12 protein-coding genes are annotated in these 15,953 nt (G+C 70.7%); 4 read left to right on the forward strand and 8 right to left on the reverse strand.

Annotated features, from left to right (window positions below; all coding sequences use genetic code 11):
* The first annotated feature begins 24 nt into the window (after positions 1-24).
* Positions 25-423 carry a nuclear transport factor 2 family protein gene (locus F4554_RS22815; RefSeq protein WP_179789445.1) on the forward strand — a complete coding sequence of 133 codons (399 nt, stop codon included), beginning with the start codon at positions 25-27 and terminating at the stop codon, positions 421-423.
* Positions 424-453: 30 nt separating this feature from the next.
* Here the strand turns inward: F4554_RS22815 and F4554_RS22820 are convergent, their stop codons facing one another.
* From F4554_RS22820 to F4554_RS22830, 3 genes are read right to left on the reverse strand one after another with little or no spacing between them, the layout of a single operon-like run.
* Entirely contained in the window at positions 454-1,434 is a 981-nt protein-coding gene (locus tag F4554_RS22820; RefSeq protein WP_179789446.1) for a phosphotransferase, read from the reverse strand.
* 20 nt (positions 1,435-1,454) lie between these two features.
* Positions 1,455-2,015: a GNAT family N-acetyltransferase gene (locus tag F4554_RS22825; RefSeq protein ID WP_179789447.1), complete on the reverse strand. Its 561-nt coding sequence runs from the start codon at positions 2,013-2,015 to the stop codon at positions 1,455-1,457.
* Positions 1,999-2,505, reverse strand: coding sequence for a nitroreductase family deazaflavin-dependent oxidoreductase (locus F4554_RS22830; protein ID WP_179789448.1), 507 nt, complete (start codon positions 2,503-2,505; stop codon positions 1,999-2,001). Before F4554_RS22830 ends, F4554_RS22825 begins: the two co-directional genes overlap by 17 nt.
* Before the next feature lie 184 nt (positions 2,506-2,689).
* Here F4554_RS22830 and F4554_RS22835 point away from each other — a divergent pair, with 184 nt between their 5' ends.
* Both F4554_RS22835 and F4554_RS22840 read left to right on the forward strand, forming a co-directional pair.
* Positions 2,690-3,217, forward strand: coding sequence for a MarR family transcriptional regulator (locus F4554_RS22835; protein ID WP_179789449.1), 528 nt, complete (start codon positions 2,690-2,692; stop codon positions 3,215-3,217).
* Positions 3,214-7,161: an ABC transporter ATP-binding protein gene (locus tag F4554_RS22840; protein ID WP_179789450.1), complete on the forward strand. Its 3,948-nt coding sequence runs from the start codon at positions 3,214-3,216 to the stop codon at positions 7,159-7,161. The genes F4554_RS22835 and F4554_RS22840 overlap by 4 nt, the downstream gene beginning before the upstream one ends.
* A 2-nt stretch (positions 7,162-7,163) precedes the next feature.
* Here F4554_RS22840 and F4554_RS22845 read toward each other — a convergent pair whose 3' ends face one another.
* The 4 genes from F4554_RS22845 to F4554_RS22860 all read right to left on the reverse strand — a co-directional run bounded on the left by F4554_RS22845 (position 7,164) and on the right by F4554_RS22860 (position 13,014).
* Positions 7,164-8,822, reverse strand: a complete 1,659-nt coding sequence (locus tag F4554_RS22845; protein ID WP_179789451.1) for a GAF domain-containing protein — start codon at positions 8,820-8,822, stop codon at positions 7,164-7,166.
* Between the two features lie 325 nt (positions 8,823-9,147).
* Positions 9,148-10,371: a non-homologous end-joining DNA ligase gene (gene ligD, locus F4554_RS22850; RefSeq protein ID WP_179789452.1), complete on the reverse strand. Its 1,224-nt coding sequence runs from the start codon at positions 10,369-10,371 to the stop codon at positions 9,148-9,150.
* A gap of 36 nt (positions 10,372-10,407) precedes the next feature.
* Positions 10,408-12,255, reverse strand: a complete 1,848-nt coding sequence (locus F4554_RS22855; protein WP_179789453.1) for a DUF222 domain-containing protein — start codon at positions 12,253-12,255, stop codon at positions 10,408-10,410.
* 228 nt (positions 12,256-12,483) lie between these two features.
* Entirely contained in the window at positions 12,484-13,014 is a 531-nt protein-coding gene (locus F4554_RS22860) for an SRPBCC family protein (protein ID WP_179789454.1), read from the reverse strand.
* 360 nt (positions 13,015-13,374) lie between these two features.
* Between F4554_RS22860 and F4554_RS22865 the strand changes: the two genes are divergently transcribed.
* Entirely contained in the window at positions 13,375-14,967 is a 1,593-nt protein-coding gene (locus F4554_RS22865; RefSeq protein WP_179789455.1) for an MFS transporter, read from the forward strand.
* On the opposite strand, the gene F4554_RS22870 is transcribed toward F4554_RS22865, so the two are convergent.
* Positions 14,877-15,890 carry an EamA family transporter gene (locus tag F4554_RS22870; RefSeq protein WP_179789456.1) on the reverse strand — a complete coding sequence of 338 codons (1,014 nt, stop codon included), beginning with the start codon at positions 15,888-15,890 and terminating at the stop codon, positions 14,877-14,879. The two genes, F4554_RS22865 and F4554_RS22870, sit on opposite strands and share 91 nt — an antisense overlap.
* Positions 15,891-15,953 lie beyond the last annotated feature (63 nt).

Raw genomic sequence — 15,953 nt, forward strand, 5'->3', positions numbered from 1 at the left:
GCCCTACTAGGGCAGGATCCGGGGATGACTCTGACCACCGAGGACCGGCTCGCCATCCACGAGCTCATCGCCCTGCACGGCCACCTCGTCGACGAGGGCGCCCTCGACAGGCTCGGCGAGGTGTTCACCGGCGACGTCGACTACGACCTGACGCCACTGGGAGGCGAGGTTCTCAACGGCATCGACGCGATCCGCGCATCGGCACTGGAACTCGGCGACCGAAACCCCGTCGCCCACCTGGTGACCAACATCGTCGTGGCCGAACACGACGGCGAGATCACCGCTCGCTCGAAGTTCATCGGCCTACGGCGTGACGGATCCGTCGGCAGCGGCGTTTACACCGACGTGCTGCGGCGCACGCCCGACGGCTGGCGTATCGCCCACCGGAGGGTGTCGCTGCGACGTGAGCCGCTCCAGCCGTGAGCGCTCCAGCCCTGCGGCCGGCGGCCGTCGTCAGACACCGAGGTCGGCAGCCAGCCGGCGAAGCCGGTCCTCGGCGGCCGCCACCTCCGCCATCGCGTCCCCGACGCCGGTGTCCGGGTCGGCGTACCGCGTCATCCATCCGGTCTGCGGAGCGCCGGTGACGACGGCGTCGACCATGCCCGCCAGTCGGCCGAGTTCGCTGCCGAGCTTGTGGGCGAAGAGGTTCTCGCCGAGTCCGCCGACGAGCTTGCCGCCGTTCGCGGCGTAGGACGCGAGCGTGCGCCGGACGAGGCGGGGGTCCCGGTACGCGAACGTCACCGCGGCGAACCCCGTCTCCAGGCTCGCGCTGTCCGGCCCGATCACGTCCCAGTCGGTGAGTACCGGACCGGTGGGGGTCATCAGGACGTTGAACGGAACCATGTCCCGGTGGGTGAGGACGTGGTCGCCGATGCCGGAGTACGTCGTACGCAGGCGTTCGGTCTGGCGTAGGTAACCGTCCAGCCGACCGGCGAACTCCGTTGCCCACGGGCGGCCCTGACGCCGCGCCTGCGCGGCCCACTCGCGCCAGCGATCGGCCGGATGCACGTAGTAGAAGGGTTCCAGGTCGCCGGTATCACTAGGGTAGGGCTCGAAGCTGTGCAGGACGGCGAGCACGCGTCCCAGCCAGTCGCTCAGGTCGTCATCGGCGGTGACCTTGCGGTGCTCGACCCATTCGGTGACGCGGTAGGCACCCCGGCCGGCGACCCGCGACGTCCAGCCGTACGCCTTCGTAGGCGGCGGCACCGGGGGCGGGATCCGGATGCCCGCGGCCGCGACGCGTTCCTCGAAGGTCCTTCTCCAGTTGAGCTCGTCGGCCCACGGGCGGTCCTCGTCGGGCCAGAGTTCCTTGACCAGGAAGCGTCCCGCGCTCGTGGTCAGCCGCCAGGTCTGCGACACCGTGTGCTGGACGAGATCCAGCTCCCCGGTCGGCGTACCCAGGTCGAACGCCTCGGCCACCTGGCGTGCGGTCACGTTCCCGACGGCACCAACGGTCACGTCGTACGCCAGTCGTCCACGCCGATCCGCCACAGCACGTGCCGCCGGATCGGGTGCCCCTCCGGAACCCGCGGGTGGTCGAAGTCGCCGTCCAGGTCCGGGCGCATGCCGATCTTGCGCATCACCGACTGCGAACGCTGGTTGACCGGTGCGGTGAACGACACCACCTCGGTCAGGCCGACCGTCTCGAAGGCGAACCCGAGCGCCGCCCTGGCCGCCTCGGGTGCGTACCCGCGTCCCCACGCGTGGTGGGCGAGCCGCCAGCCGACCTCCACCGCCGGCACGAACGGCGCGTCGAAGCTGACACGGGACAGTCCGGTGAACCCGATGAAGTCGCCGGTCTCGCGTACCTCCACCGCCCACAGGCCGAAGCCGTCCCGCTCGAAGCCGGCCTCCATCCGGTCGACGAACGCGTCGCTGTCGGCCTCGCTCAACGGATTGACGAAGTGCTCCATCACGGCGGGGTCGGCGTTCATCGCCGCGAACGGCGCCCGGTCACTTTCCCGCCACCGGCGCAGTAGCAGCCGCTCGGTGGTCAGCTCAGGTCCTTCGCCCATCCGTCGATGATAGGCGAGCAGGTGTGAAGCGTACGAACGAGATTCGCTCGCCGACGGCGCGGTAGTCGTCCTGACTGCCGTCCACCTGGAAGCCCATGAACCGAGTCAGCCTGGGCGCGAGCCGCGGATACCTGACGGCGTAACGGGCCATGAGCTCCGCGCTCTCCGCCGGCGGCACCGGAGTGGCGGTCATCGCGCGCACGCGCCGGCCGACCTGAACGGTCACGCCGGGGTTGGCGAGGATGTTGCGGTACCAGTCCGAACGCCGTCCGTACCCCGACGGGCCGACGTAACTCCCGTCGCGCGGGTCGTGGTCGATCGCCTCGATCACCACCCGGCGCGCACTGCCCGACACCCGCCCGGTGTGGGTGAGCAGCATGAACCTGCCGCCCAGCAGCCAGCCGAGGTGTGCCCGGTAGAGGTGGATGGGCAGCCGGAAGAAGAGTCGGCGCAGTCCGCTCGGCGGCCGCGGGGTGTCGAGCACCTTCATGACGGGTCCTTCCCCCACGTAAGGCGCCGCTGCACTGATTTGGTCACTCGCCCAAATTAGCACGTCGTCCGCCACCGAGGCGCCCGGTCGTCGCGGCAGCGGCGGCGGGAGGGATGTGCCGTCCTGGCCGGATCAGGCCGGACGGGCGAGACATTCGGCGTCCTAACGGTTAGCCTCCTTAACTGTGAAAGATGACGAACCTTCGGTCGAGCGTGCCGTGCGGGCGATCGTCCGATTGGCGCGGCTGCTGGAGCGTGCCGACGCCGGGCTGACCCTCGCGCAGTTCCGGATCCTGGAGCTGGTCTCCCGTGGGACCGAGCGCTCCACCCACATCGCGACCCGCCTCGCCACCAGCAAGCCCGCGATCACCGTCGTCGTCGACGGGCTGGTCGCCGCCGGTCTGCTCACCCGGCGTGGCGAACCCGGTGACCGCCGCGTCGTCCGCCTCGCCCTCACCGCCGAGGGACGGGAAGCGCTCGCCCAGGCCGAGACCGCCTACGGCGACCGGTTGCGCCCGCTGCTGGCGGAGATCTCCGCCCCGGACGCCCTGCTCGGCCAGCTCGCCGAGGTCGACGACGCGATGGACGCGCGCTGGGCCCGGCACTCCCCCGCCGCGAAGGACCGCGCCCCGAAGAGCGCCGCCGCCCCGAAGGAACCCACAGCCCTCCAGACCCCACCGTCGCCGGAAGCCGAGGTGCCCGCCACCAGATGACCGCCGCCACGACAGCCTCGTCCAACGGCTCCCAGCAGCCGGGCCGGCCCGCATCCGCCGGCAACAGTCAGCCCGACCAGCCCGAACAGCCCGAACAGCCCGGCCACTCGGGCACACCCGCGGCCCCTGGTCAGTCCTCCGCCGACCGGTGGGTGCGCCGCCTCGCCCGCTACTGCTGGCGGTCCAGGCCGCTGGTGTTCGCCAGCTTCGGCGGGGCGATCGTGGCCATGGCCGCGAGCGCGTTCGTTCCACTGGTCCAGCGCCAGATCGTCGACCACGTGATCATCGCCCGGACCGCGCCGATGCTGCCGTGGATCGGAGTACTGCTCGTACTGGGCCTGACGACCTTCGGCGCGGGTTTCGTACGCCGTTACCTCGGCGGCCGGCTGGCACTCGACGTCCAGCACACGATCCGCGGCGACCTGTTCCGCGCGCTGTCCCGGCTGGACGGCGCCCGCCAGGACGAGCTGCACACCGGGCAGGTGGTCAGCCGGTCGATCAGCGACATCATGATGGTGCAGGGCCTGCTGCAGATGTTGCCGATGATGCTGGGCAACATCCTGCTGTTCGTCATCTCGCTGTCCATCATGGTGTGGCTGTCGCCGCTGCTCACGCTGGTCGCGCTCGCGGTGGCGCCGGCGTTGATGCTGATCGGCTACCACAGCCGCAGCCGGCTCTTCCCAGCCACGTGGGACGCCCAGCAGCAGGCGGCCGAGGTCGCCGGCATCGTCGACTCCGCGGTCACCGGCGTCCGGGTCGTCAAGGGCTTCGGCCAGGAACGGCGCGAGCTCGGCCGGCTCGAACGCCAGGCGCGCAACCTCTTCGGCTCCCGGCTGCGCGCGATCCGGCTGACCAGTCGCTACGGGCCCACGCTGCAGGCGGTCCCGCTGCTCGGCCAGGTCGGCATCCTCGCCCTGGGCGGATATCTCGCCGTACGCGGCAACATCACCCTCGGCACCTTCCTGGCGTTCTCCAGCTACCTGAGCCAGCTCGTCGCACCGGTGCGGATGCTGTCCAACTTCCTGGTCATGAGCCAGCAGGCCCGGGCCAGCGTCATCCGGGTGTTCGAGGTGATCGACTCCCGGCCGGTGATCACCGAGAAGCCGGACGCGATCGAGCTTCCTGTCGGCCCGGGTGCCGTCGAGCTCCGCGACGTGCACTTCGGCTACCTCGCCTCCGACCCGGTGCTGTCCGGCCTGTCCCTGAACGTGAACGCCGGGGAGACGGTGGCACTGGTGGGTACGGCGGGATCGGGCAAGTCGACGATCTCCCAGCTGCTCCCCCGCTTCTACGACGTACACAGGGGCTCGGTCCTGGTCGACGGACACGACGTCCGCGACCTCACCCTCAGCTCGCTGCGGGCCCGGATCGGCCTGGTGTTCGAGGACAGCTTCCTGTTCTCCGACACCGTGCGTTCCAACATCGCCTACGGACGTCCGGACGCCACCGACGAACAGGTGCGCGCCGCCGCCCGGGCCGCTGAGGCCACCGACTTCATCGAGGCACTGCCCGACAGCTACGACACCGTGGTCGGCGAACGCGGGCTCACGCTGTCCGGCGGGCAGCGGCAGCGGGTCGCGCTGGCCCGGGCACTGCTCAGCGACCCGACCCTGCTGGTGCTCGACGACGCGACGTCGGCGGTCGACTCCCAGACCGAGGCGGAGATCCACGCCACCCTGCGCCAGGTGATGGCGGGGCGGACCACGATCATCATCGCCCACCGGCGTTCGACACTGCAGTTGGCCGACCGGATCGCGGTGCTCGACGAGGGACGTGTCGTCGACGTCGGCACGGACGAGGAACTCACCAGCAGGTGCTCGCTCTACCGCCTGCTGCTGTCCGGACCGGGCGAGGACGCCGAGGGCATCGAGGCCGGCGAAGCCGAGGTCGAGCAGCGGCAAGCCGAGGTTGACACCCAGGTCGACGGGGTCACCCCCGCCCTGTGGGTACGCAGCGGCGACGACACGCCCAGCCACCTGACCCGGGTGCAGCAGGCGACCGGTCTCGGAGGCGGGTTCGGTGGCGGCGGAGGCCGCGGCGGTGGCGGAGGCGGCATGGGTGGCGGCTGGCTGGCCAGCATGCCGCCGACGCCGGAAGTGCTCGCCCAGGTGGCGAAACTGCCCCCGGTCCGCGACGTCCCCGAGGTCAGCATGGAGGACGCGCAGCAGGCCGACCCGGGCTTCACCCTGCCGCGTACACTCCGGCCGTTCAACCGGCCGCTGCTGCTGGCGCTGGTCCTCGTGGCGGCGGACGCGATCGCCTCGCTGTGCCTGCCCCTGCTGATCCGGCACGGCGTGGACGCGGGCGTGCAGCGGCAGGCGGTGTCGGTCGTCCTGGTGGCCGCGGCGGTCGCGCTCGGCGTCGTGATCACCGACTGGATGATCAACATGGGCCAGACCAGGGTGGCCGGCCGCACCGGCGAACGCGTGCTGTACTCCCTGCGGGTCAAGCTGTTCGCCCATCTGCAGCGCCTCGGGCTCGACTACTACGAGCGCGAGATGGGTGGCCGGATCATGACCCGGATGACCACCGACATCGACGCGCTCTCGTCGTTCCTGCAGACCTCACTGCTCACCGCGGTGGTCGCGATCCTTCAGTTCGTCGGTGTTCTGGTCGCGCTGGTGTGGATCAACTGGGAGCTCGCCCTCGCGGTGCTCACGTTGATGCCGGTGCTGATCGTGGCCACCCTGATCTTCCGGGCCAAGTCCTCGGTCGCCTACCAGGAGGCGCGGGAGCGGATCAGCGTCGTCAACACCAGCTTGCAGGAGAACGTCGCGGGGATGCGGGTGGCGCAGGCGTTCGGCCGCGAGGAACACAACGCCAACCGGTTCGAGGAGAAGAGCGACGCCTACCGGGTCAGCAGGTTGCGGGCCCAGCGCTACATCGGCACGTACTTCCCGTTCGTGCAGTTCCTCAACCTGGCCGCGGCGTCGGTCGTGCTCGGTGTGGGAGCCGGGCTGGTGCACTCCGGCAGCCTCACCACCGGTGCGCTGATCGCCTACCTGCTCTACCTCGACCTGTTCTTCTCCCCCGTCCAGCAGCTCTCCCAGGTCTTCGACGGCTACCAGCAGGCGCGGGTGGGCCTGCGCCGGATCGGTGAGCTGTTGCGTACTCCCACCACCACACCGCAGGCCGAGCACCCGAAGCAGGTCGGCCGGCTCACCGGTGAGATCGTCTTCGACGACGTGCGGTTCCACTACCAGAACGCCGCGGGCGACGCGTTGCAGGGAATCAACCTGCGGGTGCGTGCGGGCGAGACGGTCGCGCTGGTCGGGGAGACCGGAGCCGGGAAGACCACGCTGGTGAAGCTGGTCGCCCGGTTCTACGACCCGACCGGCGGAAGCGTACGGGTGGACGGAACGGACGCCCGCGAGCTCGACCTGGGCGGGTACCGTCACCGGCTCGGTTACGTACCCCAGGAGTCGTTCCTCTTCCCGGGCACGGTCCGCGACGCGATCGCGTACGGGCGACCGGAGGCCACCGACGCCGAGGTCGAGGCGGCGGCGCGGGCGGTGGGTGCGCACCAGGCGGTCGCCCGGATGCGGGACGGCTACCTGCACACGGTGGGCGAGCGCGGGCGCAACCTGTCCGCCGGGCAGCGGCAGCTGCTCGCACTGGCCCGGGCGTACCTCGTCGACCCCGACATCCTGTTGCTGGACGAGGCGACCGCTGCGCTGGACCCCGGCACCGAGGCGCTGGTCATCCAGGCGACGGAGACGCTGGCCCGGCAGCGCACCACGCTGCTCATCGCGCACCGGCTCACCACCGCCGAACGCGCCGACCGGATCGTCGTGGTCGACCACGGCCAGGTGGTGGAGGACGGCACGCACCGGGACCTGGTGGCCGCCGGCGGCCGGTACGCGCAGCTGTGGCGGGTGTACTCCGGCGCCGAGCCGGTCCACGCCCACGGCTCAGGCGCGGTCTCCGTCGTCGACCCCGCCTGAGGTCAGGCGGGGAGGTGCCATTCGATGCGAGTGTGGTTCTCGGTCTGCGACACGGAGACCCGGCCGCCGTGTTCCCGGGCACGTTCCTCCAGCCAGGCGATGCGTTCTGCCTCGATGGTCGTGGCCGGCGGGCGTCCCTGGTCGGAGACGGTCAGCACCAGGTGGTCGACCATGGCCTCGATGCACACCTCCACCGAGGTCGCCGACGGGTGTGGCGCGAGCGCGAGCGAGTGCTGGACCGCGGCGGCGAGCTCTCCGCGCACAGAGCTGGCCAGGGCCGTCTGGTCCAGGTGACCGGTGAGCACCAGCCGGGGATGCAGGCCGGCCGTCGAGCAGGCGGAGTCGATCTCCTCCAGCAGCGGCTGCCAGGCAGTCGACCGCACGTCCGTGGTTGCCTCGTCCTGGGTCTGGAACACGGTGTCCCGCATGGCCCGGACCGTGTCCTCCAGCGCCTCGACGGCCGACTGCAGGCGGCTGCGTACCTCGGGTTGCCGGGTGAGACCGAGGGCGCTGTGCAGGTCGAGCTCCGACTGGGACAGGCGTTCGATCACGCCGCCGCTCAGCTCGCCGGCAATGCGGTCGCGTTCCCGTAGCAACAGCAGCTGGTCGCGGTCCTCCTCCGAGTGCAACCGCAGCAGCGCAAGGGCGGCTTGACGGGCGAAGCCGCGTACCAGCTCCACCTGCTCCCCCCGTTCCAGCGCCGCCACGCCCTGCGGCGAGCCACGGCGCCAACCGACCTGCAGGACGCCGAGGATCCGTCGCCCGGCCTGCAAGGGCAGCAGCATCCCGGGCCCCATCGAGGCGAGGCGCCTGGCGCACGGGACCGGCGGGTTGTAACCCTCGACCGCGGACAGGTCGGCGCTGATGATCTCCTCGCCGGTACGAAGGACCCGCCCGGTCAGGCTGTCCGGCGACATCTCGGTGACCGGGACGTCGTCCAGACCGAGTCCGTCCACGGCGATGATCAGCGGTACGCCCGGCCGGAGCGGGTCGGCGCACATCACCGCTGAGACGTCGGCGCCGCACAGTTCCCGGAAGCCGCCGCGCAGGATCTCGCGCAGCGCCTCCTTCGGGTCGACGTGCTTCAGCAGCAGGCTGGTCACCGTGGCGCTGATGGAAAGCCAGTGCTGACGTCGTCGTTCCCGGGCCGCGATCCGCGCCTGTTCGATCGCCGCTCCGGCCGCGTCGGCGAGAACGGTGACCACGGAAGCGTCCTCGGCGGTGAAGGTGCCGCCGCGCTTGGCGGCCACGACCAGCGCCCCGCACAGGTCACCGCACTCCGGGGAGAGGATGCGGTCGCCGAGCAGGCCGCAGGTCGGCGTCGAGGGTGAAGGTGAAGGTGAAGGTGAAGGTGAAGGTGAACTGCCCGCTCCTCCGGCCCGCCGACGCCCCCGCGAGCGTTGGTGCGGAACGGGCAGGCTGTGAACGTCGGTGACGTGCGTGGGTCCGTCGCAGTCGAGCACCCGGCGCAGCACACCCGACTCGGCACCGAGCAGCAGCGCGTCGTATGTCGAGTGGTGCGGGCCGTGCGACACAGCGAGTTCGGGTGGTTCGCCGTCGACCAGCACGATGCCCGAATACTCCGCATCGGTGAGCGCGGCGGCGCTTTCGGCGATCCGTTCCAAGGATCCCCGTACTCGCTCGTTCGCGATGAGAGTCACCTGAAAACCTCGCTTCTCTTACCCCAATCCTCGCGCGCACCGGCGTGGGAGTCGACACCGCGAGCCCCCATCGGTCCTTCGGGGTCCCGGGGCTTCCATCGTTACGCGCAGGCAGGAATGCCTTACCGAGCACGGTCGACTTGCCCGCCATCCTGCCTGCTCCGGGCGCGGTTTTCCGGCCGTTGGACCTGGAGTTCCAGCCGCGGCGCCGGACATGGGGCGAGTGAGAATTTCTGCCCGGGATGCCCGTGGTGCCCGGTCCGGGAAAACCTCGGTGTGCCTCGGTGTGCGCCGGTGCGCGCCGGTGATGAGGCCGAGGGACCTGTCAGCGGCTGTCCCGCTCCTGCGCCCACGGGGTGTTTGCCCACGGGTCGTAGTCGACCTCGAGGGGTTCCTGCGGTGGGCGGTGCGCCTCGGGGACGTGCTGGAGGTTGACCCGGATGCGGTACCAGACCGAGCTTCGTCCGCGCATGCCGTCGACCAGGATGTCGGCGGGTTGCAGCTGCCCGACCACGGCTTCGTGCCGGGACTTCCAGCGTTCCAGCCCTTCGAGGGCCTCCTCCTTCGTCTTCGCCCGGGCTATCTCGACCAGCGGCATCGTCTGTTGACGGCGGCCGGTCCCCTTGGGCGGCTTCTCCGCGGGTCCGAGTCGCCTGGCGAGGTCGAGCAGGGGTTCCAGGGATCCGTGCGAGCTGCCGATGCCCTCCCACTGGTCGCCGAGCGCGTCGTAGCGTTCGAGGACGGTCGGCAGGGTGTACGCCTCGGGCCGGCAGTCGGGCACCTCGTCCCACCGCAGAGGGGTGGACACGCGGGCGTCAGGGGTGGGCCGCACGGAGTACGCCGACGCGACCGTGCGGTCCTTGGCGTTCTGGTTGAAGTCGACGAACACGCCCTGGCGTTCCTCCTTCCACCACTTGCTGGTGGCGAGGTCGGGCGCGCGGTTCTCCACCTCACGGGCGACGGTCTCCGCGGCGAGTCGTACGTCGCGGAACGTCCAGTGGGGTTCTATCCGCGCGTAGATGTGGAAGCCTCGCGACCCGGAGGTCTTCGGCCAGGCGGCGAGCCCGTGGTCTTCCAGCACCTCGCGGGACACCAGCGCGACATCGAGGATCTGCTTCCACTCCACGCCGGGAACGGGGTCGAGGTCGATGCGTAGCTCGTCGGGATGGTCGAGGTCCTCCGCGAGCACGGGGTGGGGGTTGAGGTCGACGCAGCCCAGGTTGACCGCCCACGCCAGCCCGGCCGCGTCACGCACCACGGCCTCCTCCGCCGAACGCCCGGAGGCGTAGTGCAGCTCGGCCACCTCCACCCAGTCCGGCCGGTTGCCGGGTGCGCGTTTCTGGAAGAACGCCTCCTGCTCGATGCCCTTCACGAACCGCTTCAGGATCATCGGGCGGCCCTCGATGCCACGCAGGGCTCCGTCGGCGACGGCGAGGTAGTAGCGCACCAGGTCGAGCTTGGTGTGGCCGCCGGCGGGGAAGACCAGCTTGTCCGGGTTGGTGACAGTCACCTCATGCCCGGCCACTTCCAGGACCTGCGACTTCGACATGGGCTCACGATAGGCGGAAGCACGCCCAGATCGCTGTCATGGCCGGCGCACTTTCTGCCGCGGGTCCACCCACTCTGGCGGGATGTATTCGGGGTGTCCGTGGTCACCCATCCGCACTGTCCAGCCTTTGTGGTGGACGAAGGTGTGGTGGGTTTTGCAGAGCAGCACTCCGTTGGTGAGGTCTGTCGGTCCGAAGTCGTCCCACGGGTTCAGGTGGTGAGCGACACAGCGCCGCTCGGGCACCTGGCAGTCGGGGAAGTGGCAGTGGGACCCGTCCCGGACGGCGAGTGCTCGGCGTTGGGGTTCGGTGAAGAACCGGTCGGCCATCCCGACGTCCAGGACCTCCCCGTTGCCGCCGAGGACGACGGGGATGATGTTGGCGTCGCAGGCCATCCTGCGGATGGTGGCGACTGAGAGCGGTTCGCCGCGCAGGCCGAGGATCCGGGCCGATCCACCGCCTCCGCACTTGGTGCAGCCGTCGTGCGGGTCGGGGGCAGCCTCCAGGCGCGCCGCACCCTCCCCGGTCTCGGCGTCGGTTTCCGGATCCGTTTCACCTGTTGGATCCGCTCCGGTCTCGCTGTGCGGTTGTGGGTGCTGCCCGGGGCCTCGCGGTTCGGGTACCCGGTCCGCGTACCCACCCGGATCGCCCGGTGGTTTCTCCTTGGCTGGATGACCTTCCCGCGTAGCCACCGTGCACTCGGCACCGGCCTCCTCCGAGTCGCTGGTTCCGGCAACGCCACCTGCACCGGCTTCGCGCTCGCTGTCGTTCGCGTCCTCGCTGCGGACGGAGTTCTTGGCCTTGGTGTCCTCGGTGTCGTCGGCGCCATTGCTGCAGGCGGGCGTCGTGGGCTTGGTGCCCGTGGTGCCGTTGGTGTTGCTGGTGTTCTTGTTCTGCTGTCGGGTCTTGCGCTGGGCCTGGCGTTTGGCGTCGGGGGTTTGGCAGTTGCAGGGCATGGGGCGCACGGGGTTGAGGTCATCGATGGTGCCGAACCCGAGGCCGGTCAGTAGCTGGTCGACTCCAACGGTGACCGTGACGCAGTCGCGTCCGCGGCCGCGGTTGGGCGATGCCTGCTGCTGCGCCCACCGGGCGACCAGTTCCGCAAAGGCGTCCCCACGCCGCTGGTCCAGGGGGCGTTCGTCGGGGTCGGGGCGGGCGTCGGAGGCAATCAGCGCCTCGACCATCTTCCGGAGGGTCTCCATCTCCACCGCCGGAAGCTTGATCACCACGGTTTCGGAGCCGGGAACACCGTTGGCCAGGTAGCGCAGGGACCGTTTACGTTCCGCTGCGCGTTCGGCGTCGCCGAGCTCCTTGCCGAGGCGGCGTTCCCACTCCTGCGGTGCGAGGTACTGCAGCAACGCCCGGCACAACACCCGGATGTCGTCGGGGTTACGCCGCCTCGACCAGGCGATCAGGTACTCCTCGGCCTTCACCCGCTGTTCGGGACCGATCCAGGTGGGCAGGTCCTTGACCGCGAACGCGATCACCTGCGCATGCTTCAACGACAACTCCCCACGAGCAAGAGCCCGCGCGGTCATGGTCACCGTACGATCCAGGTCCCGCGCCAAGCCGACGGTGGCGGACGCCTCGGTCTTCGACATCCGCTGCACGGTGCGCAACCACCCCGCCGCGGTCGCAGCACCCGTCGTCTTCCCGATGTCGCCGGCTTCGGCCTCGCGTACCCAGGTCAGGGTGAGCGCGTCCGCGCGCGCCTTCTCCACGGCCAGTTCGCCGATCAGTTCGCCGAGTTCGCGCGCTTCCAGGCAGGCGGTGGGGGTGGACAGTGCCTCGTCCATCCCGGCGCGGAACATACCCAGCGCAGCCCTCAACCGGGCGACGGCGCCGCTGCCACCTGCGCCGGGAAGGTCCTGCGTCGTCGAATGCATGTTCGAAGTCTAGAGGCCACCGCCGACACGAGATCCGTTGTCCACAAGGAGACCCGATGCACAACCCGATCCGCTACCTGTGGACAAAAACCTGGCACCGCACTACTCAAGGGAGGTACTCCCGGCTCGGAGACGCCCAACCGGAGAAGGCGCCGACGGCACGGCAGGCCCACGCATGCCGGGCAGGCGCGGCCGACCCGGACCAGGGGCCACGACGTGCAGGATCGGCTACCGCTCCTTCAGCATCCGCACGTACGCGTCGTGCAGGTCGTTCCAGCCGAAGTCGACCGCCTCCATGCCGCGGATCGGGCCCACGGGTTCCCCGTCGAGCAGGTGCTCGGCCACGTCGAGGCACAGGTGCCAGCCCGCCGCGACCTTGGCCACCACCTGCCGATCGCCCACCGTGTGCCGCAACGTCAGCAGGGTGCCCGCCCCTTGGGCAGCGAGCTCCCACCGCAACAGGTCGGAACCCCACGTGTACTCGAGCAACCGAGGAGGCTCGGCCCGGCGGACGGTAGACGCAACGTCGTCCGTCGCGGCGCCGTCGACCATCGCCAGGGTCGCGTCACCGGCCCGGCCGAGATCGCGGTCGGGTACGAACGGCGCCCATTCGCGTACCTGGTCCGGCTCGGTCAGTGCCGCCCACACGCGTTCAGGCGAGTGACGGAGTTCGCGGACGAGAACGAGCGTCCAGCGATCGTCCTCGGGGACGGCCTCCGCCGGGCCCGGCGGCCTGGGTCGGAAACTCGAGCGATCCATGGAGCACTCCTCACCAAGAGACGGTTCACACAAGGCGGCCGGCGCAGCGGGGTCCGGAGAACGTGACGCCCTCACGCCAGAAGTAATATGCCGCCTTGGTTATATAGCCGTCAAGACCTGTCCGCCTTTGCCTGAACTCCCCGGGACTCCCCGCGGACTCCCCCGGACTCCCCCGGAACTCACCGGGACTCCTCGGCACCAGCCGCCGGCGATGACTTTCCGGCCGTCGCGGAGTCTCATCCGACGACACAATCCGGTTGCTCCCCACCTGGGCCGTGGGCCTACCGTCGTCCCCACTGCGCGGCGGCGCCACCAGCACGACCAGGAGGCGGCACCGGCAGCACAACCGAAAGGGACGTCGTGACATCGCAGTCGACCGCACCTGGCCCCCGCGCGAGCCGACGGGAGTGGACCGGGCTGGCCGTGCTGGCACTGCCGACACTGCTGCTCTCACTCGACATGAGCGTGCTCTACCTCGCCCTTCCCCACCTGAGCGAAGATCTCGGCGCCACCGCGACCCAGCAACTGTGGGTCATGGACATCTACAGCTTCATGATCGCGGGCTTTCTGGTCACGATGGGGACCCTCGGCGACCGGATCGGCCGCCGGCGGCTGTTGATGATCGGAGGTACGGCGTTCGCGGTCGCGTCCGTGCTCGCGGCGTATTCCACCTCCGCGGAGATGCTGATCGCGACCCGTGCCCTGCTCGGTGTTGCCGGCGCCACCCTCATGCCGTCGACCCTGTCGCTGATCGGAACGATGTTTCGTGACCAGCATCAGCGGGGCGTGGCGATCGCGGTGTGGATGACGTGCTTCATGGTCGGCATGACCGTCGGGCCCCTGGTCGGCGGCGTACTCCTGCAGAACTTCTGGTGGGGCTCGGCGTTCCTGCTCGGTGTCCCGGTGATGGTGCTCCTGCTGGCCACCGCACCCTCGCTGCTGCCCGAGTTCCGGGACGAGCAGTCCGGCCGCATCGACCTGGCGAGCGTGGCCCTGTCGCTGGCCACGGTGCTGCCCGTGGTGTACGGCCTGAAGGAACTCGCCCACGGCGGCTGGCAGGCCGGTCCCGCACTGGCGGTGGTGGCCGGCCTGGCGTTCGGCGTACTCTTCTGCCGCCGTCAAGTCCGCCTTGACGACCCGTTGCTGGACCTGGATCTCTTTCGCTCACGCCGGTTCAGCACCGCACTCTGCATGAACTTCGGCGGCGCGATCGTGATGGCCGGAACCTTCCTGCTGATCAGCCAGTACCTCCAGCTCGTCGCCGGCCTGTCGCCGCTGCGCGCGGGCCTCGCCACCATTCCGGTGAACGTCGCGATGGCGATCAGTTCGATGCTCACCCCGCAGTTGGCGCGCCGGTTCCGTCCGGCCCTCGTCTCGGCGGGCGGGTTCGCGATCGCCGCCCTGGGTCTGGTGGTGGTCGCGCTGGCGGCCGGTCGCTTCGGACTCACGACGTTGCTGGTGGGCTTCGCGCTGGCGAGCGTCGGCATCGCCGCGCCGTCCGCGCTCGGGGTCAACCTGATCGTCGGCGCGGCACCGCCCACGAAGGCCGGCGCCGCGTCCGGCATGTCGGAGACCAGCGGCGAACTCGGCGTCGCCCTCGGCGTGGCGACGCTCGGCAGCATCGCGGCGGCCTTCTACGTCGCCCGGGTCAGCGTCCCCGCCGGCGTCCCGGCCGCGGCGGCCGACGCGGCACGGGAGAGCCTGCCCGGCGCGGTGGTCACCGCCGGCGGACTGTCCGACCCGATGGCCACCGCCCTACTCGGCTCCGCGCGCAGTGCGTTCACCGGCGGTCTGGCGATCGCCGCGGTCGTCGGCGCGGTGATCCTCGCCGCGGTCGCCGTCGTGGCCGGCGTGATGTTCCGTCACCTCCGGTCGTACGGCGACGAGACCGCCGCCGAGTCCGCCGAGCCTGCCGAGTCCGCCGATCCCGTCGACGCCGCCACGCGTGCCTGACCGGACCGTTTCCGCACCCGGCGCCGGGTGAGCGCCACCCCGACCAGGCACAGCGCTCCCCCGGCGAACGCCAACGACGCCGGCACCTCGCCGAGCAACAGCCAGCCGAGCAGGATGGCCACCGGCGGGACGAGGTAGGTCGTGGCGCCCATCCGGCCGGCACTCGTCCGGGACAGCGCGTACGCCCAGGTCGTGAACGCGACCGCGGTCGGGAACGCACCCAGGCACACCACCCAGCCCAGGGTGGACGGCCGGGCCGCCACAGTCTCGCGTACCAGCTCCGGACCGAACGGCAGGCAGGCGACCGTCCCAATCACACACGCCAGCCAGGTCACCTGCAACGCCGGCAGGCGCGCGAGCAGCGGCTTCTGCGCCACCACGCCGACGGCGTAGGCGACCGCGGCGACGAGGCACAGCAGCACGCCAACGGTGTCCGCGGTCGACCCCGCGGACGTCGCCACCCCGATCACCACGACGCCGGCGAACGCGACCGCGCTGCCCAGCAGCAGTGCGGCCGGGAACCTCTCGCCCAGAAACGCCCCGGCCAGCAGGGCGATCAGGATCGGCCCGACGTTGACCACCATGGCCGCGGTGCCCGCGTCGACCCGGCGTTCGGCGGCGTTCAGCGCGACGTTGTAGACGCCGAACCACAACACTCCGCACACCACCAGCCGGGGCCACATCGACCGCGCCGGCCAGGGCGACGGCCGGCCCAGCATCACCACGCCCAGTACCACGCTGCCGACGAGCAGCCGGCCGAGCGACAGGGCTCCGGGAGACAGCTCGGCGCCGACATGGCGGATCGCCACGAACGCCGAGGCCCACAACAGCACGGTGGTCGCGGCGGCGATCGCCGGCAGCCAGGCGAGGCGCTGGGACGTCGCCGGCGCGGACGGGACGCTGGAAGGTTCGGTCGAGCTCACCGGACGACTGTAGGGAGTCGTCCCTTCGGCCGGGCCCGAACGGTTCGACGGCGGGCGGCCCGA

Origin of the sequence: Actinopolymorpha rutila, assembly GCF_013407855.1 — a bacterium.
Lineage (GTDB): Bacteria > Actinomycetota > Actinomycetes > Propionibacteriales > Actinopolymorphaceae > Actinopolymorpha > Actinopolymorpha rutila.

Excerpts from the sequence above, each read along its gene's own strand:
- ligD (WP_179789452.1), bottom strand. The coding sequence starts at position 10,371 with ATGTCGAAGTCGCAGGTCCTGGAAGTGGCCGGGCATGAGGTGACTGTC.
- F4554_RS22840 (WP_179789450.1), top strand. The coding sequence starts at position 3,214 with ATGACCGCCGCCACGACAGCCTCGTCCAACGGCTCCCAGCAGCCGGGC.
- F4554_RS22825 (WP_179789447.1), bottom strand. The coding sequence starts at position 2,015 with ATGGGCGAAGGACCTGAGCTGACCACCGAGCGGCTGCTACTGCGCCGG.
- F4554_RS22815 (WP_179789445.1), top strand. The coding sequence starts at position 25 with ATGACTCTGACCACCGAGGACCGGCTCGCCATCCACGAGCTCATCGCC.
- F4554_RS22855 (WP_179789453.1), bottom strand. The coding sequence starts at position 12,255 with ATGCATTCGACGACGCAGGACCTTCCCGGCGCAGGTGGCAGCGGCGCC.
- F4554_RS22830 (WP_179789448.1), bottom strand. The coding sequence starts at position 2,505 with ATGAAGGTGCTCGACACCCCGCGGCCGCCGAGCGGACTGCGCCGACTC.
- F4554_RS22860 (WP_179789454.1), bottom strand. The coding sequence starts at position 13,014 with ATGGATCGCTCGAGTTTCCGACCCAGGCCGCCGGGCCCGGCGGAGGCC.